At 61.3% G+C, this 25,973-nt stretch carries 22 protein-coding genes; 8 read left to right on the top strand and 14 right to left on the bottom strand.

Translation table 11 applies throughout. The features are described from left to right. Positions 1-336: 336 nt before the first annotated feature. The 3 genes from argC to KHO23_RS18610 form a co-directional block, all read right to left on the bottom strand. Entirely contained in the window at positions 337-1,284 is a 948-nt protein-coding gene (gene argC, locus KHO23_RS18620; RefSeq protein WP_211612699.1) for an N-acetyl-gamma-glutamyl-phosphate reductase, read from the bottom strand. A gap of 287 nt (positions 1,285-1,571) precedes the next feature. Beyond that, positions 1,572-2,144: a flavodoxin family protein gene (locus KHO23_RS18615; protein WP_211612698.1), complete on the bottom strand. Its 573-nt coding sequence runs from the start codon at positions 2,142-2,144 to the stop codon at positions 1,572-1,574. Positions 2,145-2,393: 249 nt separating this feature from the next. Next, positions 2,394-2,996: a YbhB/YbcL family Raf kinase inhibitor-like protein gene (locus KHO23_RS18610; RefSeq protein ID WP_211612697.1), complete on the bottom strand. Its 603-nt coding sequence runs from the start codon at positions 2,994-2,996 to the stop codon at positions 2,394-2,396. Between the two features lie 266 nt (positions 2,997-3,262). Between KHO23_RS18610 and KHO23_RS18605 the strand changes: the two genes are divergently transcribed. After that, on the top strand, positions 3,263-3,952 hold the full coding sequence (locus tag KHO23_RS18605) for a response regulator (protein WP_211612696.1): 690 nt from the start codon (positions 3,263-3,265) through the stop codon (positions 3,950-3,952). Between the two features lie 93 nt (positions 3,953-4,045). Here the strand turns inward: KHO23_RS18605 and KHO23_RS18600 are convergent, their stop codons facing one another. Further along, positions 4,046-4,729, bottom strand: coding sequence for an orotate phosphoribosyltransferase (locus KHO23_RS18600; RefSeq protein ID WP_211612695.1), 684 nt, complete (start codon positions 4,727-4,729; stop codon positions 4,046-4,048). Positions 4,730-5,120: 391 nt separating this feature from the next. Here KHO23_RS18600 and KHO23_RS18595 point away from each other — a divergent pair, with 391 nt between their 5' ends. The 3 genes from KHO23_RS18595 to KHO23_RS18585 all read left to right on the top strand — a co-directional run bounded on the left by KHO23_RS18595 (position 5,121) and on the right by KHO23_RS18585 (position 9,389). After that, the gene (locus KHO23_RS18595; protein WP_211612694.1) at positions 5,121-6,368 is read left to right on the top strand and encodes an MFS transporter; all 1,248 of its coding nucleotides are present in this window, start codon (positions 5,121-5,123) and stop codon (positions 6,366-6,368) included. Between the two features lie 302 nt (positions 6,369-6,670). Then, positions 6,671-8,953: an NADP-dependent malic enzyme gene (locus KHO23_RS18590; protein ID WP_211612693.1), complete on the top strand. Its 2,283-nt coding sequence runs from the start codon at positions 6,671-6,673 to the stop codon at positions 8,951-8,953. A 289-nt stretch (positions 8,954-9,242) separates the two neighbouring features. After that, entirely contained in the window at positions 9,243-9,389 is a 147-nt protein-coding gene (locus KHO23_RS18585; RefSeq protein WP_211612692.1) for a hypothetical protein, read from the top strand. Positions 9,390-9,683: 294 nt separating this feature from the next. On the opposite strand, the gene KHO23_RS18580 is transcribed toward KHO23_RS18585, so the two are convergent. Continuing rightward, positions 9,684-13,283 carry an indolepyruvate ferredoxin oxidoreductase family protein gene (locus KHO23_RS18580; RefSeq protein ID WP_211612691.1) on the bottom strand — a complete coding sequence of 1,200 codons (3,600 nt, stop codon included), beginning with the start codon at positions 13,281-13,283 and terminating at the stop codon, positions 9,684-9,686. 345 nt (positions 13,284-13,628) lie between these two features. Between KHO23_RS18580 and KHO23_RS18575 the strand changes: the two genes are divergently transcribed. Further along, positions 13,629-13,835, top strand: coding sequence for a hypothetical protein (locus tag KHO23_RS18575; protein ID WP_211612690.1), 207 nt, complete (start codon positions 13,629-13,631; stop codon positions 13,833-13,835). A 143-nt stretch (positions 13,836-13,978) separates the two neighbouring features. On the opposite strand, the gene hppD is transcribed toward KHO23_RS18575, so the two are convergent. Continuing rightward, the gene (gene hppD, locus KHO23_RS18570) at positions 13,979-15,076 is read right to left on the bottom strand and encodes a 4-hydroxyphenylpyruvate dioxygenase (RefSeq protein WP_211612689.1); all 1,098 of its coding nucleotides are present in this window, start codon (positions 15,074-15,076) and stop codon (positions 13,979-13,981) included. 294 nt (positions 15,077-15,370) lie between these two features. Here hppD and KHO23_RS18565 point away from each other — a divergent pair, with 294 nt between their 5' ends. Then, on the top strand, positions 15,371-15,868 hold the full coding sequence (locus KHO23_RS18565) for an Lrp/AsnC family transcriptional regulator (protein WP_211612688.1): 498 nt from the start codon (positions 15,371-15,373) through the stop codon (positions 15,866-15,868). Between the two features lie 80 nt (positions 15,869-15,948). Here the strand turns inward: KHO23_RS18565 and KHO23_RS18560 are convergent, their stop codons facing one another. The 8 genes from KHO23_RS18560 to paaA all read right to left on the bottom strand — a co-directional run bounded on the left by KHO23_RS18560 (position 15,949) and on the right by paaA (position 22,269). Further along, entirely contained in the window at positions 15,949-16,617 is a 669-nt protein-coding gene (locus KHO23_RS18560; protein WP_211612687.1) for a GNAT family N-acetyltransferase, read from the bottom strand. Between the two features lie 251 nt (positions 16,618-16,868). Next, complete coding sequence (locus KHO23_RS18555) at positions 16,869-17,477, bottom strand: TetR/AcrR family transcriptional regulator (protein WP_211612686.1); 609 nt, start codon at positions 17,475-17,477, stop codon at positions 16,869-16,871. 14 nt (positions 17,478-17,491) lie between these two features. Further along, on the bottom strand, positions 17,492-18,304 hold the full coding sequence (locus KHO23_RS18550) for a DUF1835 domain-containing protein (RefSeq protein WP_211612685.1): 813 nt from the start codon (positions 18,302-18,304) through the stop codon (positions 17,492-17,494). 154 nt (positions 18,305-18,458) lie between these two features. Then, the gene (gene paaE / locus KHO23_RS18545) at positions 18,459-19,547 is read right to left on the bottom strand and encodes a 1,2-phenylacetyl-CoA epoxidase subunit PaaE (RefSeq protein ID WP_211612684.1); all 1,089 of its coding nucleotides are present in this window, start codon (positions 19,545-19,547) and stop codon (positions 18,459-18,461) included. A 1-nt stretch (position 19,548) separates the two neighbouring features. After that, entirely contained in the window at positions 19,549-20,091 is a 543-nt protein-coding gene (gene paaD / locus KHO23_RS18540) for a 1,2-phenylacetyl-CoA epoxidase subunit PaaD (RefSeq protein ID WP_211612683.1), read from the bottom strand. Positions 20,092-20,134: 43 nt separating this feature from the next. After that, complete coding sequence (paaC, locus tag KHO23_RS18535) at positions 20,135-20,938, bottom strand: 1,2-phenylacetyl-CoA epoxidase subunit PaaC (RefSeq protein WP_211612682.1); 804 nt, start codon at positions 20,936-20,938, stop codon at positions 20,135-20,137. A gap of 8 nt (positions 20,939-20,946) precedes the next feature. After that, on the bottom strand, positions 20,947-21,231 hold the full coding sequence (paaB, locus tag KHO23_RS18530) for a 1,2-phenylacetyl-CoA epoxidase subunit PaaB (protein ID WP_211612681.1): 285 nt from the start codon (positions 21,229-21,231) through the stop codon (positions 20,947-20,949). A 39-nt stretch (positions 21,232-21,270) separates the two neighbouring features. After that, positions 21,271-22,269 (bottom strand): 1,2-phenylacetyl-CoA epoxidase subunit PaaA, encoded by a 999-nt coding sequence (gene paaA / locus KHO23_RS18525; protein WP_211612680.1) that lies wholly within the window; start codon positions 22,267-22,269, stop codon positions 21,271-21,273. 216 nt (positions 22,270-22,485) lie between these two features. On the opposite strand from paaA, the gene KHO23_RS18520 reads away from it, so the two are divergent. Further along, on the top strand, positions 22,486-24,111 hold the full coding sequence (locus tag KHO23_RS18520) for an NAD(P)/FAD-dependent oxidoreductase (RefSeq protein WP_211612679.1): 1,626 nt from the start codon (positions 22,486-22,488) through the stop codon (positions 24,109-24,111). 235 nt (positions 24,112-24,346) lie between these two features. After that, positions 24,347-25,615 carry an SGNH/GDSL hydrolase family protein gene (locus KHO23_RS18515; protein WP_211612678.1) on the top strand — a complete coding sequence of 423 codons (1,269 nt, stop codon included), beginning with the start codon at positions 24,347-24,349 and terminating at the stop codon, positions 25,613-25,615. The last annotated feature ends 358 nt before the right edge of the window (positions 25,616-25,973 follow it).

The following is a 25,973-nucleotide window of genomic DNA, read 5'->3' as shown; positions in this document are numbered from 1 at the left end:
AGGAATTTTGGCCTCGACGGCGTCACCGTTGCTTCGTCGCACTCCCTTTCCAGGTAAGCGTTACAGCAAAATGGCTCTATCATCTTCGAACGACCGTTCGAGAAAAAATCCGGAGTTTCCCTATGCGGAAAACTATGCTGTGTGGCTCAATTTGAGGGATGAATTACCGTCAGTTGATGAGCAGTCCGATTTTTCTTTTTAAAGTAATGCGGGCTACTACTGATTAACTGCGAAAGAGGGATTCTGAGGGCAGGTTTTTTAAAACAAAAAAGCCGGTCTTTGCAGACCGGCTTTTCAGCGGATTGACAGTGGATGCTGTCTGTATCCCGAACTTGCTCAGCGTTTCAAGCCGGATTCTTCGGCGGTGCCGATCGCGAGGTTCATGCATTGGATCGCGGCACCCGAGGCACCCTTGCCCAGGTTATCGAGGCGCGCGACGGTCACGAAGCGCTCTTCGTTGCCAAACACGAACAGGTCGACGCGGTTGGTGTCGTTGTTCGCTTGTACGTCGAAGAAGCCGCTGTCGAGGTTCGCGTCCGCATCGAACGGCGCGACGTGCACGAAGGCTTCGCCCGCGTAGTACTCGGCGAACAGCGCCTGCACGTCTTGCGGCGTAGCCTTCTTGGCCAACTGGTTCGGCGAGAAGAAGGTGGTGACCGCGAGACCTTTGTAGAAGTCGCCGACGATCGGCGTGAACACCGGCGCCGACTTCAGGCCCGTATGCGCCGCCATTTCCGGCAGATGCTTGTGCGTGAGAGCAAGTGCGTACGGGCGCGGGCTCTTGAGCTTCTCGTTGCCGCCGGCTTCGTAGTCGGCAATCATTTTCTTGCCGCCGCCGCTGTAACCGGTGATCGAGTAAGCATGCGCGGCGAAGTCCGGCGCCACGACGCCGGCTTCGACCAGCGGACGCATGGCGAGCACGAAGGCCGATGCGTGGCAGCCCGGCACGGCGATGCGTTTCGCGGTGCGCAGACGCTCGCGTTGCGAGCGGGCCAGTTCGGGCAGGCCGTAGGCCCAATCGGCCGACGTGCGGAAGGCGGTGCTGGCATCGATCAGCACCGTATGATCGTTTTCGACCAGCGAGGCCGACTCGCGCGAAGCGACGTCTGGCAGACACAGGAACGTGACGTCCGATGCGTTGATGAGACGACGGCGCTCTTCGAGGTCCTTGCGCTTCGCTTCTTCGATACGCAGGATCTCTACGTCGGCGCGTTGCGACAGGTATTCGAAAATCTTCAGGCCGGTCGTGCCTTCCTGTCCGTCGACAAAAACTTTCGTGCTCATCTCGATCTCACTGGCTTGCTGGAAACGGGGCGCGACACCGCGCCGGAACGCTATTTTAAGACCTGATAGCGGCGGACGTGCAAAACGGGGTGAAAAAACGACGATGCGCGCCGAAAGTGACATCGGCATGACGGGTTACGCGCCAGATGTAAGCCGATGCACGTGGGTTCCGGGCAGATTGGCGGCGCTTGCCTGGGGGCGCGCCGCGCCTGCTCTGACGGGCACCGCGCCTGCTGCGAACACGAGGCAGGGATGCGAATACCCGATGCGAACCTTCAGGCGATGCGCTATCGGGCCCCGGCGATCCATCGCTCCGTGACGGCGGCAACGCGCGTGCCGAACATCCGGGCCGTTTCCAGATCGCCCGCGGGCGGCGCTTCTTCGGGCGATGCATCCGCCGGCGACTGCGCTAGCAGGCCGGTAAAGCCGCCCACGTAGTTCAGGTCGTTGCGGGTCGCCGCCTTGGTGTTCGACGGCATCATGCCGGTCCCCACCCAGATCATGCTGTGCTGCATCGCCAGCGTGACGAAGTACTGAATCGTCGAGAACTTGTCGCCGTTCATGGTCGCCGAGTTGGTGAAGCCGGCCGCGATCTTGTCCTTCCATGTTTGGCCGAACCACGGTTTCGAACTCGCGTCGGCGAATTTCTTGAAGTCGGCGGACGGCCCGCCCATGTAGGTCGGCGCGCCGAAGACGATAGCGTCCGCGGCAGCCAGTTCTGTCCAGCACGCGTCGTCGATCTCCCCGACCGGCATGAGTTTCGCGTCCGCGCCGGCTTCGAGTGTGCCGGCCAGCACGGCCTCGGCGACTTTCTTCGTGTGGCCGTAGCCGCTGTGATAAACGATGACAATCTTCGACATGGGACTCTCCGGCAAGATGAAAAGGCAGGGTAAGCACAGCATAAGTGCGCGCAAGTAGCGACGCGACATCGACAAGCATCGCCTGCGCGGCTCTGTTGCACACTAGCGTGTGCGGATGACAGAAATTCCGCGGCGGCGGCAATGCGGTGCAACCTGCGCGCCAATTCGCCGGGACCCGGCGCGCGGCGCAGTGCTAGTCGCGCTTCAGGTCGCAGCCTATGCAGGTCGAGTCGGATTTGACTGGCGCCGCTACCGTCCGTAGTTGACTACCATCCGCGCGGTGCCGAGCGTGGCGGTGCCGATCTCGTGATCGAACATGAGCGCCGGGCGTCCTTGCGCGAGGCGCAGGTCCGCGGAGCTCAGCGCATAGACGGTGATGACGTAGCGATGCGGTTTGCCGGGCGGCGGGCAGGGACCACCGTAGCCGTCGATATCGAAGTCGTTGCGGGCTTCGACCGCGCCAAGTTTCTTCAGGAAGCCCGACGCGCTGGCGTTTTCCGGCAAGCTTTCGACGGTGCCGGGAATGCCGGAAACGGCCCAGTGCCACCAGCCGCGACCGGGCGCATCTGGATCGAACATTGTGACTGCGAAACTGCGCGTACCGGCCGGCGCGTCGCGCCACGTCAGTTGCGGCGAGCGATTGCCGCCTTTGCAGTCGTCCTGATTGAAGACCTGAGCTGCATCCACGGGACTGCCTGCATGGAAGCTGGCGCTGGTCAGCGTGAACACGCCCTCGGCGAGTGCGTGAGTGCCGTGACTCGCCAATAGCGCGAGACCCAGCATCACGCAGGCGAGGGAAGGTATGCGGCGGAACGGCGAAGCAAGCGAAACAACCAGGCAACGCAAGCGCATGTGCCGTTTCTCCTGTCAGGGCGCGAGGCGGTTGTCCTCGTGAGGATTATTGTCCCTATTTTGTGCCCCAAGGTCGAATCAAGTCTAACATTCGCTTTTGCGACCGATCATTGTTGCCGCGAGCGGGTTGGGCGGACGCGAAATCGGCTATAGTCGGAGGAATTGTCCACGCGAATACAGACCGCGTACCCGATCAGTTCAAGTACGAAGAATAGCAAGGCATGTCAGAAGTTTTGGAGAGTGGTTTATCTGTCGAGGGGAGGGCAATGCAAGATCCAGTCAGGGTCGTGGTCGCTGACGACCATCCGGTGATTCTGTTCGGCGCCGAACAGGCTTTGCTCAAGTTTCCAGGTCTGCAGGTCGTCGCGCGCGCACGACAGTCAACCGAGCTGGTCAAGGTGCTGCAAACCGTGGCGTGTGATGTGCTTGTCACGGATCTGGCGATGCCAGGCGGCCAGTACGGCGACGGGTTGCCGCTGATCGGCTATCTGCGTCGCAATTTTCCTGACCTTCCCATCGTCGTGCTGACGATGCTGGAAAACGCAGCGTTGCTGAAGCGGCTGAGCGAACTCGGCGTAACCTCGGTCGTCAACAAATCGGACGATCTGAGCCACATCGGGCTCGCGGTGCAGCACGTCAGTCGTAATCTGGAATACATGAGCCCATCGGTCAAGGCGTCGCTCGATACGCTGCGCATGAATGCCGGTGGCAAGAACGAAGAGGTGATGCTGTCCCGGCGTGAACTCGAGGTTGTGCGCCTGTTTGTGTCAGGCATGACGATCAAGGAGATCGCGGAGCAACTCAATCGCAGCATCAAGACGATCAGCACGCAGAAGAATACGGCGATGCGCAAGCTCGGTATCGATCGCGATTCCGAGTTGTTCCAGTACGCGCAGAGCAACGGCTTGCTGAATCTGTCATCGCATTCGGTCGACGGTACCGGTAGCGCATCCTAACTACGGTCGTCCTTTCGTCCGGCTTGGCGAGCGCAATGAAAAAAGGCCGCCTGTCTCATCGACAGGCGGCCTTTTTTATTCCAACCGTGCTTATTACTGCGCCGCGTTGGCGCCGCCGTGTGCCGCGGACCATTCGGCCGGTGCGTGCAGGAATTTTTCCACTTCGTCGAGCGTCTTGGTGTCGAAGTAGTTGTTCGCCTTGGCGACGCGCAACACGTCCCACCACGTGGCAAGCGCGTGCAGATCGACGTCGATGTCTTTCAGCACCGACACGCTTTCCTTGAAGATGTTGTAGTGGAACAGCACGAAGCAGTGGTTCACCGTCGCGCCGGCGGTGCGCAGCGCGTTGATGAAGTTGATCTTGCTGCGGCTGTCCGTGGTCAGATCTTCGACCAGCAGGACGCGTTGCCCTTCGGTCAGCAGACCTTCGATCTGCGCGTTACGGCCGAAACCCTTCGGCTTCTTGCGCACGTATTGCATCGGCACCATCAGGCGGTCGGAGAGCCATGCCGCGAACGGGATGCCGGCGGTCTCGCCACCGGCCACCGCGTCGATCTGTTCATAGCCGACGTCGCGCAGAATGGTGGCTTCGGCCATTTCCATCAGGCCACGGCGCACGCGCGGATACGAGATCAGCTTGCGGCAGTCGATATAAACCGGGCTCGCCCAGCCGGACGTGAAAATGTACGGTTTCTCCGCGTTGAAGTGCACTGCTTGCACTTCCAGCAGCATCTTGGCGGTGGTGTCGGAGATCGTCTGGCGATCGAAGCCTGTCATGGGCGGATCCTTGGGTGTGAGCGAGGAGAAGCGGGCGCGGGGCCCGGTGGCGCAGCAATCGGGGTATGCCGCGCCATGATGGGCGGCGCCTTGATAGGCAAATACGCAACCGGTCAGTGGAGTGCAGGCCGGTTTTTGCTGCGCGCGTAGCCCGACATTTTACCCGAAATGGGCCATCGCGAGGTGGCCGTCGTGCGTGCCTGCCGCGAATGACGGCCATAACGGCCGCACTGGACGGGACTTGCACGGTTCTCGTCCGGGGCGCCTTGTTGCTGCCTTCCGGGCTGCTTTTTGGTTTGCTTGTGAGTGGCTTTGGGCGCCTTTACACTCACGCGACTTTCCTGGGCGGCCTTGTAGGTGGGTCGCCTCCCTGTCCTACGGAATGCTTTCAATGACTGCCGCTTCTTCTGCCACCGAGACTCGCGAACCTGCCGAGGGCCGCCCCGCCAAAAGCGGCTATGCCGGCCGGGCGCTGCTCGCCTCAGTGCTCGGGTACGCGATGGACGGCTTCGATCTGTTGATCCTCGGCTTCATGTTGCCGGCAATTGCCGCGGACCTGCATCTGAGCTCCGCGCAGTCAGGCTCGCTCGTCACGTGGACGCTGATCGGCGCGGTGGCGGGCGGTCTGATTTTCGGCGTGCTGAGCGACTATTTCGGCCGTGTCCGGATGCTGACGTGGACGATTCTGATCTTCGCCGTCTTTACTGGGCTGTGTGCGCTGGCGCAGGGTTATCCGGACCTCCTCGCCTATCGGACCATTGCAGGCATTGGTCTCGGCGGCGAATTCGGTATCGGTATGACGCTGGTGGCGGAAGCCTGGCCGGCGTCGCAGCGGGCGCGCGTGTCGTCCTACGTCGGACTGGGATGGCAACTCGGCGTGTTAGCGGCCGCGTTGCTGACGCCGCTGCTGCTGCCGGTGATCGGCTGGCGCGGCATGTTCGCGATTGGATTGCTCCCTGCCGTGGTGTCGTTTTTCGTGCGGCGCCGCGTTGAGGAGCCGGCGCTATTCACTGAGCGCGTCGCTCGTGGCATGCGCAAGCTGCCGCTCAAATTGCTGGTGGCCGACGGACGCACCACGCGCGCCAGCATCGGCGTCGCGATTCTTTGTTCAGTACAGAACTTCGGCTATTACGGTCTGATGATCTGGCTTCCGAGCTATTTGTCGAAGACATTCGGCTATTCGCTGACGAAATCCGGTGTGTGGACAGCCGTCACGGTTCTCGGCATGGCGGCTGGCATCTGGCTGTTCGGCATGGCCGCCGACCGTTTCGGCCGCAAGCCGACGTTCCTGTTCTACCAGGTGGGCGCGGTGGTGATGGTATTTGTCTACGCCCATCTGACAACGCCGATGTCGCTTCTGATTGGCGGCGCGGCCATGGGCGTGTTTGTCAACGGGATGATCGGCGGCTACGGCGCGCTGATCTCCGAGCTCTATCCGACCGATGCACGCGCCACTGCGCAGAACGTGCTGTTCAATGTCGGCCGGGCGGTCGGCGGTTTTGGGCCGGTGGCCGTGGGTGCATTGGCCGCACGCTATTCGTTCGGCGCCGCGCTCGCTTTGCTCGCATCGATCTATCTGCTCGACGTCTTCGCGACGCTCTTTCTGATCCCCGAACGCCGCGGCGCCGCGCTCGAATGACACGCGTGTGACGCACGCACGGCCGTCAGCAAAATGACTGCCGGATGCGGCGCTGCAGCATTGCCAGCCAGTGTTTCGCCGGTGGCGAGCCGTGTTAACCACTCAGTGCACCGACGCATTGGGGGTGTACACTAACCGACCCGCGTAGCACTCCGCACCGTCTTGCCCTCCGCCGAGGTTCGACGCCGCGCCTAACCGGTGCAAGCGAAAACCGCCGCAGTCGATTATCCATTCGATAGACGCAAGCGACGCCAACGGTGCAGTGTGTCCGGCCCAATTACTTACGTCTCGCAGGCTAAAAAATGGACGAACAACTTAAGCAAAGCGCTCTCGCATACCACCAGTTTCCGAAACCCGGCAAGATTTCGGTCACGCCCACCAAGCCGCTCTCGAACCAGCTCGATCTGTCGCTCGCCTACTCGCCGGGCGTCGCCGCGGCCTGCACGGCGATCTACGAAGACCCGCTCGACGCGCAGAAGTACACCTCGCGTGGCAACCTCGTCGGTGTGATCACGAATGGTACGGCCGTGCTTGGTCTCGGCAATATCGGCCCGCTCGCCGCGAAGCCGGTGATGGAAGGCAAGGGTTGTCTGTTCAAGAAGTTCGCCGGCATCGACGTGTTCGACATCGAGCTCGCCGAGTCCGACCCGGACAAGCTGGTTGAAGCGATCGCGATGCTTGAGCCGACCTTGGGCGGCATCAACCTTGAAGACATCAAGGCGCCTGAGTGCTTCTACATCGAGAAGAAGCTGCGCGAGCGCATGAAGATTCCCGTCTTCCACGACGATCAGCACGGTACCGCGATCATCGCTTCGGCGGCGATCCTGAACGGCCTGAAAGTGGTCGGCAAGAAGCTCGACGAAGTGAAGCTGGTGTGTTCGGGCGCGGGCGCTGCGGCCATCGCGTGTCTGGATCTGCTGGTGAACCTGGGCCTGTCGAAGAAAAACGTGCTGGTCGCGGACTCGAAGGGCGTGATCTACGAAGGTCGCGGCAATCTGGATCCGTCGAAGGAACGTTACGCGGCGAACACCGAAGCACGTACCCTGGCAGACGCGATTCGCGGCGCCGACGTGTTCCTCGGCTGCTCGAGCGCAGGTGTGCTCAAGCCGGAAATGGTGGTCGAAATGGGTACGCGGCCGCTGATTCTGGCGCTGGCAAACCCGGAACCGGAAATTCGTCCGGAAGACGCCAAGAAGGTGCGCCCGGATTGCATCGTCGCGACGGGCCGTTCGGACTACCCGAACCAGGTCAATAACGTGCTGTGTTTTCCGTTCATCTTCCGCGGTGCGCTGGATGTCGGCGCCACCACGATCACGGAAGAAATGAAGCTCGCGTGCGTGCGGGCGATTGCGGAACTGGCGGAAGAAACCGACCAGGGCGATGAAGTCGCCAAGGCGTACGAGGGCCACTCACTCGAATTCGGCCCGGATTATCTGATCCCGAAGCCGTTCGATCCGCGCCTGATTATCAAGATCGCGCCGGCTGTCGCGCAAGCCGCGATGGATTCGGGCGTCGCGACCCGTCCGATCAAGGACATGGACGCGTACCGCGAAGAACTCGGCGCAACGGTGTACCGTACCGGCATGGTGATGCGTCCCGTGTTCGCCGCGGCGAAGTCAGAGGTGGCGCGCATTGTGTTCGCCGAAGGTGAAGACGAGCGCGTGCTGCGCGCCGCGCAATTCGTGCTGCTGGAAAAAATCGCCAAGCCGATTCTGGTCGGCCGTCCGTCGGTGATCGAGATGCGTCTGAAGAAGATGGGCTCGAAGCTGAAGTGCGGTGAAGACTTCGAAGTCGTCGATCCGGAAGACGATCCGCGCTATCAACAGTGCTGGCAGGCATACCACGAACTCGGCGCGCGCGAAGGCGTGACGCCGGACGTCGCGAAGGCCGCAATGCGCAAGTTCAACACGCTGATCGGCGCGATCCTCGTGAGTCTCGGCGAAGCGGACGGCATGATTTGCGGCATGATCGGCCAATATCACACGCACCTGAAGTTCATCGAACAGGTGCTGGGCAAAGCGGATAACGTGCAGAACTTTGCTGCAATGAATCTGCTGATGCTGCCGGGCCGTAACCTGTTCATCTGCGATACATACGTGAACGAAACGCCGACCGCCGAGCAACTCGCCGACATGACGATGCTGGCTGCCACTGAAATCGAGAAGTTCGGTATCACGCCGAAGGTCGCGCTGCTCTCGAACTCGAACTTCGGCAGCGCGCCGTCTTCGTCGTCGCAACGTATGGCGGCAGCCCGCAAGCTGATCGTCGAACGTGCGCCTTCGCTTGAGATCGACGGTGAGATGCATGGTGACGCAGCATTGTCGGAAGCCGTTCGCAAGGCCGCGTTCCCGGGCACGACGCTGACCGGCGAAGCGAATTTGCTGATCATGCCGAACGTGGAAGCGGCGAACATCACGTACAACCTGCTGAAGATGATCGGCGGCGAAGGCGTGACGGTGGGGCCGTTCCTGCTGGGCGCGGAAAAGCCGGTGCACATTCTGACGCCGGCTGCGACGGTGCGCCGGATCATCAACATGACGGCGGTGGCTTCGGCGAACGCACGCAAGCGGGTGAGCGCGCAGTAATGCGAATAGGTTGAGGCTTGAAGCGGTGGCGCTGCATTGCAGCGTTCGCTGGACAGCTAGGAGAACGCCACGGAAGTTGCTTCCGTGGCGTTTTTTTATGTGCTCGTTCTTATTCTGGTGGTTGTTGGTCTGAAGAATTCTTAGGCGACTACGTGAGCTTTAAGAATGCTCCTATTCGAATCGCTGTGACACTTTTGTAAAGTTACTTCTGAAGCGCGGCACAACGCGATAGCAACGGAACAGTCGGCTGGTCAATCCGTGCATTGAGTCTGGCGTTGCGCTTCTTCTGGTGTTGGATGGTGGTGTTGTTGCAGTAGCAGTTGAAGTTGAAGTTGAAGTTGAAGTTGAAGTTGAAGTTGAAGTTGAAGTTGAAGTTGAAGTTGAAGTTCTGATGGTGAAGACAAGCAGTATCAATGGGTCGCAGTACTTGCAGTAAATGTGTGTTGTGAAGTTGGTAGTTGAGTTTGAAGTTTGCAATCGAAGTGGAAGTTCGCGGTAGAAGTAACAGTAGTACTTGAAGTAGCGGTAGTTGAAATTGCAGTAGAAGTTCGTAGTTGCCGTTTGGTAGTTGTTTGTTTTTGGTTGGTTGTTGTTGTGTTGTTGGAAGGAGCTGTACCGCTTGTTCTTGTACACACGCATCACGTGTCGAAACGGGCAAAAAAGGCGACTGTCCGTGAGGACAGCCGCCTTTTCCATTGCAGGCCGGCGTCAGCCGGTCATGCCGGCAAGATCATGCCGCGTGCTGGGCCTTTCCCGCTTCCGTCGAGCGCCAACGCGTCAGCAAGTCGTTCCACTTGACACGCACGCCCTTCAGGTTATTTTCCTTCACGTGCCCGTAGCCGCGGATGCCGTCCGGCAGATTCGCCAGTTCGACCGCCAGTTCACGTTTCTGCGCGGTCAGGCCGCCGATCAGTTCACGCACCAGTGCTTCATATTCCACGATCAGCGCACGCTCCGTGCGACGCTCCTCAGTCTTGCCGAACACGTCGAGCGCGGTCCCGCGCAGGAACTTGAGTTTTGCGAGCACGTGCATGGCGCTGAACACCCAAGGTCCGTACTTCTTCTTCACGAGATGACCTTGTGCGTCTTTCTTCGAGAACGTCGGCGGCGCGAGGTGAATGTGCAACTTCCAGTCGCCCTCGAAATTCGCCTTCAGTTTTTCGATGAACGCGGGGTCGCTGTAAAGCCGTGCGACTTCGTACTCGTCCTTGTAAGCCATCAGCTTGTGCAGGTTCTTCGCGACCGCGTCGGTCAACGGCAACTGGCCGTCGATCGAGTCGAGCGCCGATTCCGCCACACGCACTTGCGACACCAGCGCGCGATAGCGATCGGCGTACGCGGCGTTTTGCCATGCTGCAAGATAGTCGGCGCGCTTATCTATCATCGTGTCGAGCGCCTTCGGCGTGTGCAGCGAGATGATCTTGCTGCTCGCCATTTCCGCTGCGGCACCGCGTCCTTGCGACTGAGCGAGCTTGCGCACCGCCGCCACATCATGCGCAGCCCGGCGGCCCCATTCGAATGCCGCACGGTTCTTCTCGATCTGCACGTTGTTCAGCTCGATCGCGCGCATCAGCGACTGATAGGTCAGCGGCACCCAGCCCTTTTGCCATGCGTAGCCGAGCACGAACGGATTCGTGTAGATCGCGTCGCCGAGCAACGCAACGGCGAAGTGATTCGCATCGACCATATCGACACCGTCGTCGCCCGCACCGGCCCGTACGTCCGCTTCAGTGCTGCTGCCCGGGAAGCGCCAGTTCGGATTCTTGATGAGCTCGGCGGTCGGCGTGTGCGCGCTATTGAGCACGACACGGGTACGGCCGGCCTGCATCCGCGAGACGCATTCGTCGCTGGCGGTGACGATCGCATCGCACCCGATCACGAGACTGGCTTCGCCCATTGCGATACGGGTCGCGTGGATGTCCGCCGGATGGTTAGCGATCTGCACGTGGCTCATCACGGCGCCGCCCTTTTGCGCGAGGCCGGTGACGTCGAGTACCGTGACGCCCTTGTTTTCCAGATGCGCGGCCATCCCGAGCAATGCGCCGATCGTTACGACGCCCGTTCCGCCGACGCCCGTCACCAGCACCCCATAAGGGCGCGCGATCGACGGTAGTTCGGGTTCCGGCACCGGCGGCATTGCGTCACCGACAATGCCTGACGCCGCCTTCGGCTTGCGCAACTGACCGCCTTCGACGGATACGAAGCTCGGGCAGAACCCGTTCACGCACGAGAAGTCCTTGTTGCAAGTCGATTGATTGATCTGGCGCTTGGTGCCGTACTCCGTATCGAGCGGCTCCACGGAGAGACAATTCGACTTCACCGAGCAATCGCCGCAACCTTCGCACACCGCTTCGTTGATCACGACACGGCGCGCCGGATCCGGATACGTGCCGCGTTTCCTGCGGCGGCGCTTTTCGGTCGCGCAGGTCTGGTCGTAAATCAGGATCGTGGTGCCGGAAATCTCGCGAAGCTGGCGCTGCACCTCATCGAGCTTGTCGCGATGATGAATGTCGATGCCAGGTGCGAGACCGACGTTCGCGGCGTACTTCTCCGGTTCATCGGTGACGATCGCGATTTTCGTCGCGCCTTCGGCGGCGAGCTGTTGCGTGATCTGCGGCACGGTCAGCACGCCGTCGACGGGCTGGCCGCCCGTCATCGCGACCGCGTCGTTGTAGAGAATCTTGTAGGTGATATTGACCTTCGACGCGATCGCCGCGCGAATCGCGAGCAGGCCCGAGTGGAAGTAGGTGCCGTCGCCGAGGTTGGCGAACACGTGCTTGTCGTTGCTGAACGGAGCCTGACCGACCCACGCGACGCCTTCGCCGCCCATCTGACTGAAGGTGCTGGTGCTGCGGTCCATCCACACAGTCATGTAGTGGCAGCCGATACCGGCCATCGCACGCGAGCCTTCCGGCACGTTTGTCGACGTGTTGTGCGGACAGCCCGAGCAGAACCACGGCTTGCGCTCGGCTTCGACGCGCGGACGCGCCAAGGCTTTTTCCTTCGCTTCGATCACCGCGATGCGCGTCGCGATGCGTGCACGCACGTCGGACGGCAGGTCGAACTTGTCGAGCCGCGTGGCGATCGCCTTGGCGATGATCGCCGGCGAGAGTTCGTAGTGCGCCGGCAGCAGCCAGTTGCCCATCGGCACCGACCATTCGCCGCCCGCGCCGTCCTTCTCGTCGAACTTCCCGAACACGCGCGGACGCTGCGCATCGGGCCAGTTGTACAGTTCTTCCTTGATCGCGTATTCGAGAATCTGGCGTTTTTCTTCAACCACCAGAATTTCTTCGAGACCGCGCGCGAACGCGTGCGCACCTTGTGCCTCGAGCGGCCATACACAGCCGACCTTGTACAGACGGATGCCGATGCGCGAACAGGTTTCGTCATCCAGGCCGAGGTCGGTCAGCGCCTGACGCACGTCGAGGTACGCCTTGCCGCCGGTCATGATGCCGAAGCGCGCATTCGGCGAATCGATTTCGATGCGGTCCAGTTTGTTCGCGCGCACATAGGCGAGCGCCGCGTACCACTTGTAGTCGAGCAGACGCGCTTCCTGCACCAGCGGCGGATCCGGCCAGCGGATGTTCAGGCCGCCTGCCGGCATAGCGAAGTCGTCCGGCAGAATGATTTTGGTGCGGTGCGGATCGATATCGACCGAAGCCGACGATTCGACCACGTCGGTCACGCACTTCATCGCGACCCACAGGCCGGAGTAGCGGCTCATCGCCCAGCCGTGCAGGCCGAAGTCCAGATATTCCTGCACGTTCGACGGAAACAGCACCGGCAGGCCACACGCCTTGAAGATGTGTTCCGATTGGTGCGCGAGTGTCGAGGATTTGGCGGCGTGGTCGTCGCCGGCCAGCACGAGAACGCCGCCGTGTTGCGCCGAACCTGCCGAATTGCCATGTTTGAAGACGTCGCCGGAGCGGTCGACGCCCGGGCCCTTGCCGTACCACATCGAGAACACGCCATCGTATTTGGCACTCGGGTACAGATTGACCTGCTGTGAACCCCACACGGCGGTCGCCGCAAGGTCTTCGTTGACGCCGGGTTGGAAGACAACCTGGTGTGCGGCGAGATGCTGCTTCGCCTTCCACAGAGATTGGTCGAGTCCGCCGAGGGGAGACCCGCGATAACCGGAGATAAAGCCGGCGGTATTCAGCCCGGCGGCCTGGTCGCGTTCCTGCTGCAGCATCGGCAGACGCACTAGCGCCTGGATGCCGCTCATATATGCGCGGCCGCGTTCGAGGGTGTATTTGTCGTCGAGCGTGACGGAAGATAGCGCGGCTTCGAGCGAGGCTCGCTGATCTGCGTCTAGCGGGGCATTCATTATGTGTACTCCTCCACCCAGTTTGGGATCGCCAAAACTTTTTGGGCCGCTGCATCTTGTGAATGCTTGGGGCCGGGGTCGCCATATTGACGTGTTTTAAGCGATGGTAGCACTGGTGAAAACCCGCCGCAGCGCGGAAGAAATGCGGCGATGCAGCGTGATTTCCACGGCGCGCATTGGGCGGCTTCTGGCGCCGGTCGCCGCTGTAACAAGCTGTAAAAACTACAAATTTGCGGAACCGCAGTTGAAATGTCTGTCTAATCCCCCACCTGCGAGCAATGTCTGCGCAACGCTCTGCATTCGGTGGAGCTTCAGGACAGCAGGGCAGTTAGAAAAGGAGTACGCATGAACACGAGAAACATCCAGACTTTCCTGATGGTTTCGGCCGCATTCTTCGCCATGAGCGCGCCGGTGCGTTCGAGCTCAAGCGCGAGTAGCGCAGGGGCGTTGTCGAACGCGATCACGAGCACGGCGCAAGTCGCGCCCGCACGCATTGCGATGGAGCGCATTGCACGATCCACGAAGGCCGACGAGGAAGACCAGAATTCGTGATGCGTCGCCGAGGCGGCGCGTCGGTTGAAAATCTGCAGTTGTCCGGGCTTCGGGCGATGGCATAAACGACGAAGGGCGAGAATCGCAAGATCCTCGCCCTTTTTTACATCTCTCAGATTCCGCGCCGGCTTTCAGCCGTTACGTCAAGCCTTGTCCTGAACCACGCCACGGCGAATCTGGTCCAGTTCGATCGATTCGAACAGCGCCTTGAAATTGCCTTCACCGAAGCCTTGATTGCCTTTTCGCTGAATGATCTCGAAGAAGATCGGCCCGATCTGGTTTTCGGTGAAGATCTGCAGCAGCAAGTCGTCGGGCGCGCCGTCTATCAGGATCTTGCGCTTACGCAATTCGTCGAGCGGCTCGCCGTGATTCGGCACGCGGCGATCGACCAGTTCATAGTACGTGTCGATCGTATCGAGTAGCGAGATTTTCGCCGCGCGCAATCCGTCCACGGTGCGGTAAATGTCGTTGCTGCCCAGCGCGATGTGCTGAATGCCCTCGCCGTGGTATTGGTCCAGATATTCCTGAATCTGGCCCGCCACGTCTGAACCTTCCTCATTGATCGGAATGCGGATCTTGCCGCACGGCGAGGTCATCGCCTTCGATTTCACACCCGTCACCTTGCCTTCGATGTCGAAGTAACGCACTTCGCGGAAATTGAACAGGCGCTCATAGAACTCCGCCCATTCCTGCATGCGTCCGCGATGGACGTTGTGCGTCAGGTGATCGATGTAGGTCAGGCCGTGGCCGACCGGGTTCGGATTCGCGCCGGGAATCGGCTCGAAGTCGACGTCATAAATATCGATGTTGCCAACGCTGCCCGGCTCGGCACCGTTCTTGCCGCGCCAGCGGTCGACGAAATAGATCAGCGAGTCGCCGATACCCTTGATCGCCGGGATGTTCAGTTCCATCGGGCCGGTCTTGTTGTCGAAGCCCCAGGCGCCTTTTTCCAGAGCCTGCTCGTAAGCCTTCGCCGCGTCTTGCACGCGGAAAGCGATCGCGCAGATAGACGGGCCATGCAGGCGCGTGAAACGTTGCGCGAACGAATGCGGTTCCCCGTTGACGATGAAGTTGATGTCACCCTGGCGATACAGCGTCACGTCTTTGTGACGATGCCGGGCGACGGCGGTGAAGCCCATCTGTTCGAACAGTTTGCCGAGCGCCTTCGGATCCGGTGCGGTGTATTCGATGAATTCGAAGCCGTCGGTGCCGACCGGGTTTTCCCAAGTTGAAACCTGCATTGTCTGTCTCCTGTGTCGACCAGAGTTAGCGCTTTAGCGCTTACTCTGGTCCCATACAAAGTTGTCGACCAGAGTTAGCGCTTTAGCGCTTACTCTGGTCCCATGCAAAGTTGTCGACCCGAGTTAGCGCTTCAGCACTCACCCGGGTCCCAAGCAAAGCTAAGGGGGGCGCGCATTGCGCGACTGAATGAGGCCAGTGTAAAGGCGTGCTGGCGACGGAAACTTGCGAACTTAATCACGTGTCGATACGCTTGCGCTATTTTCTAGCTCACTTTTTCACATGGATGGCAGAAAATGGCAAAAATAGAGATAGACGCCATCGACAGACGCATTCTGGCAATCCTTCAGGAGAATGGCCGGTTGTCGAACCAGGAGATTGCCGAGCGCATCAATTTGTCGCCGAGTCCGTGTTTACGGCGTATCCGTCGGCTGGAAGAAAGCGGGGTGATTCGCGGCTATGTCGCGCTGCTCGATGCGCAAAAGCTTGGGCTCGATCTGTTGGCTTACGTCAACGTGCGGCTAGAAAAGCGCAGCGGTCCGGCGCTCAGTCCGCGCGGCGGCGCAACGCATGCCGATCTGTTCCGGGCAGCGGTGCAGACGTGGCCGGAAGTGGTCGCCTGTCACGCGATGACGGGCGATATGGATTACCTGCTGCGCGTGCAGGTCGAGGATATGGCGCACTTTTCACGTTTCGTGCAGGAGCAGTTGCTGCACCATCCATCGGTAATCGATGTGAAGACAAGCTTTTCGCTCGAGAGATTCAAGGAGACGACGGCGCTGCCGATTTTGTGAGCGCCGGACTGCGCTCAGGCGACGGACAAACAAAAAGGGCAGCCGCGAGGCCGCCCTTTTTTCGCCGAAGCGCAGACCGGTTAAGCGGCTTCCGCCGTCGGCAAGAACGATTCGAACAACTTCGACGCCTGACGCGCCTGGCGCTTGAGCGCGTAGTCGAAGACCGCGGCTTGCTCCTGCAGCATCTCAGCGATGATGCTCGTTTGATCTGCCGGCGGCAGCGTCAGATAGGCGTCGGCTTCGCCGTACGCGTATTCGATCTTCATGCCGGCCTTCTTCGCGATGTGCATCATGGTCGAATTGCGCGATAGGCAGTGCATGTACAGCGTGGTGACATGCGTATTGCGGCTGCGGATGGCGGCGCGCTCGAAGAGCTTCGAGCCAATACCTCGCCCGCGGGCGCTTTCCAGCACCGACACGCCGAACTCAGCGGTGCGCTTGTCGCCTTCGACCGGCAGATACGCCAGATGGCCAACACCGATGAGTTGCAACTGACTGTTGAACACACCAAAGACCGTATCGCGCGTGAAATCGATCGCGCGGACATAGTTTTCGATAACGTGGTCCGGCACGATCTGGCCAAAGCGCAGAAGGCGGTCGTCTTCGCCGAGCGAGAGGAAGTGGGTCAGCAGGCGATCGCGATCGATAGCGGTGAGCTCACGGACCAGAGCAGGCGCACGACCGCCTGCCTGCAACAGACGGTCGTGCGCGACGATCGGCTCAGCGGCGTGGGGTGTAATCAAGTTCATGGTCGGGTTCTCCTTTTGATCGAGCGGTATGGTGCACCGCAAAAACGATTTTAGCGGAAACCCTGGTCTCGTACTAGGGAAAACCCGTATCGATATTTGAAGGGATTGCCTAAAAAGTTAGCGCCCTATTTTTAGGGTATTGATTATTAAGGAAAAATAAATTGAACGAGCGTTCGTGACTAGTTGTCGCATCTAGGCAACCGGCGCCAGCTATTTCGTCTGAATCGTCTGAATAATGCTGCTGTGCGCAATCAGCTCTCGGCAGCGCTCAATCCGTGATCCACCATATTGACCACCTGCTCGGCAAATTCCCGATAGCCCATCCGGCCGTCCGGCTTGAGCCAGGTGAACGTCCAGTTGATCATGCCGAAGACCATCATCGTGAGGGCGGTCTGGTTTTCGCGCGTAGCCCGTTCCGGATAGGCGCGCGCCAACTGCCGCGCAAAAGCGGCGACCACGTCGCGCTGGCGGTTCAGGACGATCTCTCGCTGGGTGTCGACCAGATACTTCACGTCATTCAGGAGCGCCACGTGGCGGCTGTGCGACGTCTCGTACTCGGACAGAAACGCGCGGATCAGTTCCGCAAAGGTTTCCCGCTCGGACAGTCCGCGACGCTGGCTCGCACCTTCCACCTCGGCGATGATCAGCATTAGCCGTTTCGTGTAGCGGTCGAGCAGATCGAACAGGATCGCTTCCTTGCTTGCGTAGTAGTGGTACAGGCGCGCTTTCGAGGTGCCGCTCGCGGCGGCGAGGTCGGCCATCGAGGTGCTCGGGTAGCTGGTCTGCGCGAATTTCGCCGCGGCTAGTTCGAGAATCTGGTCGCGCTGGGTTTCGTGGTCGGGGGCTCGGGTGCGGGCCATAGTCGTCGGTTTTATTAGTGTGGACAGGGGGCGAGCGCCGCGCACAGTTCCAGGGTGCGCCATGCGTTCGCGTCGCCACGCAGCTTGATGCGGCGTGTCGCGGCCAGTTCGCGGAAGCGCCACAGCACGATGCTGTCGCTCACCAGATACCCGAGTTCGGCGGCCATCAGTTCGGCGGCCACGCGCGAGGCGGGTTGCCAGTCGCCGGTGGCCTGCTCGAGAATCAGCGCGTCCAGATCGGCGAAGCTGCCGCTCGTGAATGTGTTGTCGCGCCAGCGCCGTGTCTCGCCGTTCGTATGCTTGGCTTCCTGCCATTCGAGTGCGAGCCGGCTGATGCGCAGAACCGAAATCGGCGCTGCGTCCGGCAGGCGCCCCTGCAGTACAGCCGGCGCGAACATGCCTACGGATGTCGCGCGATCTTTGCGGCTGTGTGCCCATGCGCCCGGATCGGTGAGGTCGCGAATCGACAGACGCACTTCATTCAGCCGCTGCGGATTGTTGCGCAGGTGGTAGCAAACCCGGCGCAGCGTAAGCTGATCGGCTGCGCTTTCGCCGTGCCAGATGACCAGGTTCGCGTCACCGCGGGCGATGTTCTCCAGCGCGGCCGCCTGCTCGCGGAATTCCCGCAGGAAATCGCGCCGGGTGTCCGTGCTGACTCGGTCCCAGAATTCTGCCCGCACGTCAGGTCCGTCATCGATACCGCGCAATGGACCGACCGCCAGATCGTCCCGCAGTGCGTGCACGCGGTCGTCGCGGCCCGCCTCGGCTAGCGCCGCGCGCAGTGACTCGGCGGCGACATCGCCGTTGGTGAGGTGGATGGTGCTCATCGGCAGTGGCTTGGGCTGGCAAAAAACGCAAATGACAAAAGGGACCGCTCATCGACCGGGACAGCTGCCCGATCGCGAGGGGCCCCTAGTGTAAGCGGATCGCGGACCTGCTGAAAGCATTGCGGGTGCCGCATGGCCACCCGCCACGTTCGGTTCAACGCTCGTCGTAACTCACCACCACGCGATCGCTGATCGGATGGCATTGGCAGGTCAGCACGAAACCGTCGCGGATTTCGTGTTCTTCCAGGGTGTAGTTCTTTTCCATCTTCACCTCACCTTCGAGCACCTTCGCGCGGCAGGTGCAGCAGACGCCGCCCTTGCACGCATACGGCAGCGCGAGGCCGGCACGCAAGCCGACATCGAGCACGCTCACGCCCTGATACGGCAGGCGCAGCTTGCGCCGTTTCCCGTCGAGGACGATTTCAAGGTCGGCGGCCGGGGTGTCGTCGGTGATTTCGACCGGCGGCACGCCCGCCTGCGGCAGCGGCGAGCCGAAGCGCTCCACATGCACTTTTGCCGAAGGCACGCCCGCGGCTTTCAACGCGGCCTCGGCGGCATCCATCATCGGGGCCGGGCCGCAGATGAAGGCTTCGTCGATGGCGTCGGCCGGCAGCAGGTTTTCGATGAAAGCCGCGCACTTCTGCTGGTCGAGTACACCGTTGAACAGCTCGACGTCCTGCAGGTCGTCCGACAGCACGTGATAGAGCACGAAGCGGTTCATGAAGCGGTTCTTCAGATCTTCGAGTTCTTCCGCGAACATGATCTGGTCGACGCTGCGGTTGCCGTACACCAGCGTGAAGGTGCTGCGCGGCTCGACTTCGAGCGTGGTCTTGATGATGGCGAGCACCGGCGTGATGCCCGACCCACCGGAAAACGCGATGTACTGCTGACCCTGATCGGCGTTCAGATGGGTGAAGAAGCGCCCGTCCGGCGTCATCACGTCGATGGTGTGGCCGGGCTGCAGCGTGTCGAACGCGAAGTTCGAGAAGCGCCCGCCGCGCACGCGCTTGATGCCGATGCGCAGTTCGCCGTCGCGATCGTAATCAGTGACGCCGACGCAGATCGAATATGAACGGCGCGTTTCCTCACCGTCGATGTGCGTTTTCAGCGTGACGAACTGGCCCTGGGTGAAGCGATAGTGATCGCGCAGTTCGGCAGGGACTTCGAAGGCGACCGAGACCGCATCGGCGGTTTCGGGCCGCACTTCGCGGATACGCAGCGGATGAAATTGCGGGGTGGCCATATCAGTACGGTTTGAAGTAGTCGAAGGGTTCGCGGCAGTCGAGGCAGCGGTACAGCGCCTTGCAGGCCGTCGAGCCGAATTGCGCAAGACGCTCGGTATGCGCCGAGCCGCAACGGGGACACGACGGCGCAGGCAGCGCACGCGGCATGAAACGGAGTACTTTTTCCCGCGACGGCACGGCGGAGCCGCAATTGCCCGTGGGCGGCGCGATTCCGTAGGCGCGCAGCTTCTCGCGCGCGTCGGCGGTCATCCAGTCGGTGGTCCAGGCCGGCGCGAGAACCGTGGCGATCCGATACGGTTTCAGCTCAGCCACATCGAGCGCATGGGCGACGTCTTCGGCGATCTGCGACATCGCCGGACAACCGGAATAGGTCGGCGTAATCACGACTTCGAGCGCGCCGTCGGCGGCGCGCCGCACGTCGCGCAGAATGCCGAGTTCCCGAATCGACACCACCGGGATCTCCGGATCAGGCACCGTTTCGAGTACGGCCCATGCGCGTTCGAGCGTGGCGTCGGCAGTGGGCAGGGCAGTCGAGGTCGTCATCGTGAAGTTCCGTCGGGTTCCGGTTTTGCGTGTGGTTGAGTGCTTACCAGGTGGCGCCGGGATGCTGGCGCGCGAGGCTTTGCATTTCGGCCAGTACGAAGCCCATGTGCTCCGAGTGCTCACCATGTTTGCCAGTCGTGATGTGCTTGACCGCTTCGGGCAGCTTGAGCGTGGCTTGCTCGAGTGTGGCCTGCACGTCTTCAAGCCATGCGGCTTCGAGCTCCGACGTTAGCGGCCCGATGCCGGCGGCGGCGATGGTCTCTTCCACTGCGTCGGCACTGAAAAACTCGCGCGTGTACGGCAGCAGATAGTCGAGTGCGGCTTGCGCGCGGCGATGCGACTCGTCGGTGCCGTCGCCGAAGCGGATCAGCCATTCGCTCGCGTGGTGCACGTGATAGCTGGTTTCCTTGATCGACTTCGAGGCGATCGCAGCAAGCTGTTCGTCTTTCGACGTAGTGAGCGCGGACCACAGATGCGCCATCAGCGCCGAGTACAGGAAATTACGCACGATCGTGACCGCGTAGTCCTTCTCGACTTGCGCGGTACCGGCGAGCGGGCCGTAATGCGGCAACTCGGCCAGCGTGTAGTTGGCGAATTCGCGTTCGGCGCGGAAGTAGGCGTAGTCGTCTTCCGTGCGGCTTTTGCCGGTGAGCTGCTGTTCCAGCGAGGCGGCGTGCGTGTACAGCAGGCGGGCCTGGCCGATCAGATCGAGACTCATGTTCGACAGCGCGATGTCCTCTTCGAGGATCGGGCCGTGACCGCACCACTCGGTATTGCGCTGTCCGAGGATCAGCGCGGTGTCCGCGAGGCGCAGCACATACTGCAGATGTTGAGGCGTAATGTTCATGTCCGCGCTTACATATGGTTGACTTCGTCGGGGAGCGTGTAGAACGTCGGATGGCGGTAAATCTTGTCGCCAGCCGGGTCGAACAACTCCGCCTTGTCTTCCGGCGCGGAGGCCGTGATCGCCGACGACGGCACCACCCAGATGCTCACGCCTTCCTGGCGGCGCGTGTAGACGTCGCGCGCCATGCGCAGCGCCATCGGCGCGTCGGCGGCATGCAGGCTGCCGCAGTGTTTATGGTCGAGTCCCTGCTTGCTGCGCACGAAGACTTCCCAAATCGGCCATTCCTTGTTCATCGCTGATCTCCTGATACTTTGTCCGGGTTGCCGCGTGAGTTAGGCGGCGTGCTGTTGTGCGCGCTGGCGTTGCTTTTCGGCGTGGGCGAGGGCGGCTTCACGTACCCAGGCACCGTCGTCGTGCGCTTTCACGCGGGTCGCGAGACGCTCGCGGTTGCATGGGCCGTCGCCATTCACGACGCGCCAGAATTCTTCCCAGTCGATGTCGCCGTAGTCGTGGTGGCCACGGGCTTCGTTCCACTTCAGGTCCGGGTCCGGCAGCGTGACGCCGAGCACCTTGGCCTGGTCCACGGTGGCGTCGACGAATTTCTGGCGCAAGTCGTCGTTCGAGATGCGCTTGATGCCCCATTTCGACGACTGGTTGCTGTGGATCGAGTCTTTGTCGCTCGGGCCGAACATCATCAGCACCGGCCACCACCAGCGATTCACGGCTTGCTGGACCAGTTCGCGTTGCGCTTCGGTGCCGCTCATCATCGACATGAGCGCATCGAAGCCTTGGCGCTGATGGAACGACTCTTCCTTGCAGATACGGATCATTGCGCGTGCATACGGGCCGTAAGTGCAACGGCACAGCGGAATCTGGTTCATGATCGCCGCGCCGTCCACCAGCCAGCCGATCACGCCGACGTCCGCCCACGTGGGCGTCGGGTAATTGAAGATGCTCGAATACTTGGCTTTGCCCGAGTGCAGCGCGGCGATCAACTGGTCGCGCGACACGCCGAGCGTTTCGGCCGAGCTATATAGATAGAGGCCGTGGCCGGCTTCGTCCTGCACTTTGGCGAGCAGGATCGCCTTGCGCTTCAGGCTGGGTGCGCGCGAGATCCAGTTGCCTTCCGGCAGCATGCCGACGATTTCAGAATGCGCGTGCTGCGAGATTTGCCGCACCAACGTCTTGCGGTACGCGTCAGGCATCCAGTCCTGGGGCTCGATCTTGCCGTCGGCGGCCATGACCGCGTCGAATTGCGCCTGCTCGGGTGAATTCGCTGCCGCGTCGAGCGGGGCGACATTGCCGGGGATATCCAGGGATTGCGTGTACATGAGGACGCTCTCTGCGGAAGTTGTCTGTGTCTGCGCAGTATAAGCCAACCGACCGGTCGGTTAATAAATTTTTTGAGACAGATCGAGATTGTCGATAGGGGAAGGAAGGAGCGCCGCCGAAGGCGTTTCAATTGCGCTGCCGCCCCGCGCCGACACTTAACCTATAAAATTGCGAATTGGCTGCGATTTGCGGCCTTCCTGCATCCCCCGGTACTCATGTTACGTCTAAGCGAAATCAAACTCCCGCTCGATCATCCCGAGAGCGTTCTCGAAGCCGCCGTCCGCGCGCGCCTCGCTGAACTCGGCGTGGGCGACGACGGGCTCATCCGATACACCGTGTTCCGCCGCGCGCACGACGCGCGCAAGCGCGCCGACATCAAGCTCACTTACATCGTCGACGTCGAGGTGAAGGACGAAGCGGCCGTGCTCAAGCGGCTCACCGACGTGCCGCACTGCGGCGTGACGCCCGACATGACGTACCGTTTTGTCACCAAAGCCCCGGCGCAGATGACGTCTCCGCGCCCGGTCGTGATCGGCATGGGGCCGTGCGGCCTGTTTGCGGGGCTGATCCTGGCCCAAATGGGCTTTCGTCCGATCATTCTCGAGCGCGGCAAGGCCGTGCGCGAGCGCACCAAGGACACGTTCGGCTTGTGGCGCAAGTCGGTGCTCAATCCAGAATCGAACGTGCAGTTTGGCGAAGGCGGTGCGGGTACCTTCTCGGACGGCAAGCTTTACAGTCAGATCAAGGATCCGAAGCACTACGGTCGCAAGGTGCTTGAGGAATTTGTCCGCGCGGGTGCGCCCGAGGACATTCTTTATCTGAGCCGGCCCCATATCGGCACGTTCCGTCTCGTCAGCATGGTCGAAAAGATGCGCGCGACGATTCATGAGTTGGGTGGCGAGGTGCGTTTCGAGACACGGGTCGACGATATCGAGATTGATCAGGGCAAGGTGCGTGGGCTCAAACTGTCGACGGGCGAGCATCTGCGCTGTGACCATGTGGTGCTCGCGGTTGGCCATAGCGCGCGCGATACCTTCCAGATGCTGGACGACCGTGGCGTTTATCTCGAAGCGAAGCCGTTTTCGCTCGGTTTCCGGATCGAACATCCGCAAGGGTTGATCGATCGCAGCCGGTTCGGCAAGTTCGCCGGCCACAAGCAACTGGGCGCCGCCGACTATAAGGTGGTGCACCACTGCAGCAACGGGCGCGCCGTGTATAGCTTCTGTATGTGTCCTGGCGGCACGGTGGTCGCGGCGACTTCCGAGCCGGGCCGCGTAGTGACCAACGGCATGAGCCAGTACTCTCGGGCCGAGCGCAATGCCAACGCCGGGATTGTCGTCGGCATCACGCCGGACGACTATCCGGGCGGACCGCTCGCCGGCATCGCCTTCCAGCGCAAATGGGAAGAGCGGGCGTTCGAACTGGGCGGCGGCAACTATATGGCGCCGGGCCAGCTGGTCGGCGACTTTATCGCAGGGCGGCCGTCTACGTCGTTGGGGTCGGTGGTGCCGTCCTACAAACCGGGTGTGCATCCGACCGATCTCAGTACGGCGCTGCCCGACTACGTGATCGAAGCGATCCGCGAGGCGTTGCCGCAGATGGACAAGAAGATCGCCGGTTTTGCCATGCATGACGCCGTGCTGACCGGCGTCGAGACGAGAACGTCGTCGCCGATTCGCGTGCGACGACGAGACGACTATCAGAGCATGAATGTCGAAGGCTTGTATCCGGCCGGCGAGGGTGCGGGGTATGCAGGCGGAATCTACTCGGCAGCCATCGACGGGATCGAAGTGGCTGAGGCGCTTGCGCTGAAGATGACCGGGGCGTCACCGGCGGTCTGATTTGTAGTCCGTCTACAACTTGCACGCCTGGACCCACCTCGCGACGCGTTCGGCGCGGCAGCCTTGATGCGAGGGGCGGGTGATTGCACGGTAGCGGTTGCCCGATCTCCCGGTTGCCCGATCGCCCGATCGCCCGATCGCCCGATCGCCCGATCGCCCGATCGCCCGATCGGTCGGCCGCGATGGCCATGGCGATCGGGCACAATGCACGTTTCGCATCGAACTGACCACCCGAATGACCATTCGCCCCCTGGCTGCCGCATGTGGCGCGGCGCTGCTCTGCCAATTTACCGCTTCCTCGACTGTTTTTGCCGCCGACGCCTCGACGCATTGGGTCACCGCGTGGGCGACGGCGTTGCAACCCATCCCGCAACGGTCGGATTTGCCGCCGCTATACCGCGCCCCGGAAGTCGCTGGGCGCACGGTTCGTCAGATCGTCTATCCCACGCTGTCAGGTAAATCCGCACGAGTCCATCTCAGCAACGAGTACGGCAAGACGGCGCTTGTCATCGAGGATTTGCGCATCGCGCGCTCGACCGGTGGGGCGGCGGCGCTGGGTAATGGCGAGGCGCGCGTGACGTTTGGCGGCAAGAGTTCGGTGAGCGTGCCGGCGGGCGCGGAGTTGGACAGCGACCCGATTGCTATCGACATCGCCGAGGGGGCGCCCTATGCGATTAGCGCGTTTATGGGGCCGGAGCAGCGAATCGTGGCATGGCATCGCGTCTCAAACCAGTTGAACTTCGTTTCCACACCGGGTAATCACACCGCCGACGCTTCCGCTGAGTCTTTTCGCGGCCGGTTCACGCAATATGTTTGGGTGTCGGGTTTGTCGGTGGACGCGCCTTCGTCAGCCGCCGTCGCCGCAATCGGCGACTCGATCACCGACGGCATGCGCTCCAGCCTGAATCAGAATCGTCGCTGGCCGGACGCGCTGGCTCGTCGGTTCGCCAGCACCGGCGACCATTCGACGGCAATCGTCAATCTTGGTATCAGCGGCAATCGCTTATTGAGTGACTCGCTTTGCTACGGTGACGCGCTCGTCCGGCGTTTCGACCGGGACGTGCTGGAACGCCCGGGCGTCAAGACGGCGATTTTGCTGATCGGGATCAACGACATCAACTTTGCCGAGATGCCGGCTCGTAGCGGCCTTGACTGCGACTCTCCGCATACCTCGGTGACGGCAGCCGATCTGATTGCCGGTTACCAGCGGGTGGTGGCGGATGCACGGCGCCGCGGCGTGAAGGTGTTCGGCGCAACGTTGACGCCGGCATCGCTGCCGGCGCCGCGGGAAGCGATCCGGCTTGCGGTCAACCAGTGGATTCGAACCAGCCACGCTTTCGACGGCGTTGTGGATTTCGACACAACACTACGCGACCCGGCGCAACCGAATCGCCTGCAGCGTGCGTTCGATAGCGGCGACCATATCCATCCCAGCGACGCCGGGTATGCCGCAATGGCCGAAGCGGTTCCAGTGGCTGCTGTCGTGAACTCAACCCGGAAGTGAGCCGCCAAGAAAAGATTTCCGTCAAACCCTTGTCACACGGCCGATGTTCGCCTATAGTTCGCCTCCTCGTTTGCGAACGAGGGCCGCGGCAGAAACCAGCGGCCGTAGCGTCAACAAGGTTTTAAGCGAAAGCGAAAAAATGTTGTTGACGAAACGAAAAAGAGCCTTCATAATCTCGTTTCTCTGCTGCTGATGCAGCGACGCAGAACGAAGCGGTACCGGGTAGCTGGAAGTCTGGTGCGGTTTTGGTAGTGAATGCGTAATCGATCTTTAAAAATTAACAGCCGATAAGTGTGGGCGCTTGATGCGCGACGCGAGCCAGGTTCTTCGGGATCTGGCATAAGCGAAAGTATCAAGT

Source organism: Paraburkholderia haematera, assembly GCF_905220975.1.
Classification (GTDB): Bacteria; Pseudomonadota; Gammaproteobacteria; order Burkholderiales; family Burkholderiaceae; genus Paraburkholderia; species Paraburkholderia haematera.
The sequence above is the reverse complement of the archived record's forward strand: the minus strand, read 5'-3'. Positions and strand labels throughout refer to the sequence as shown.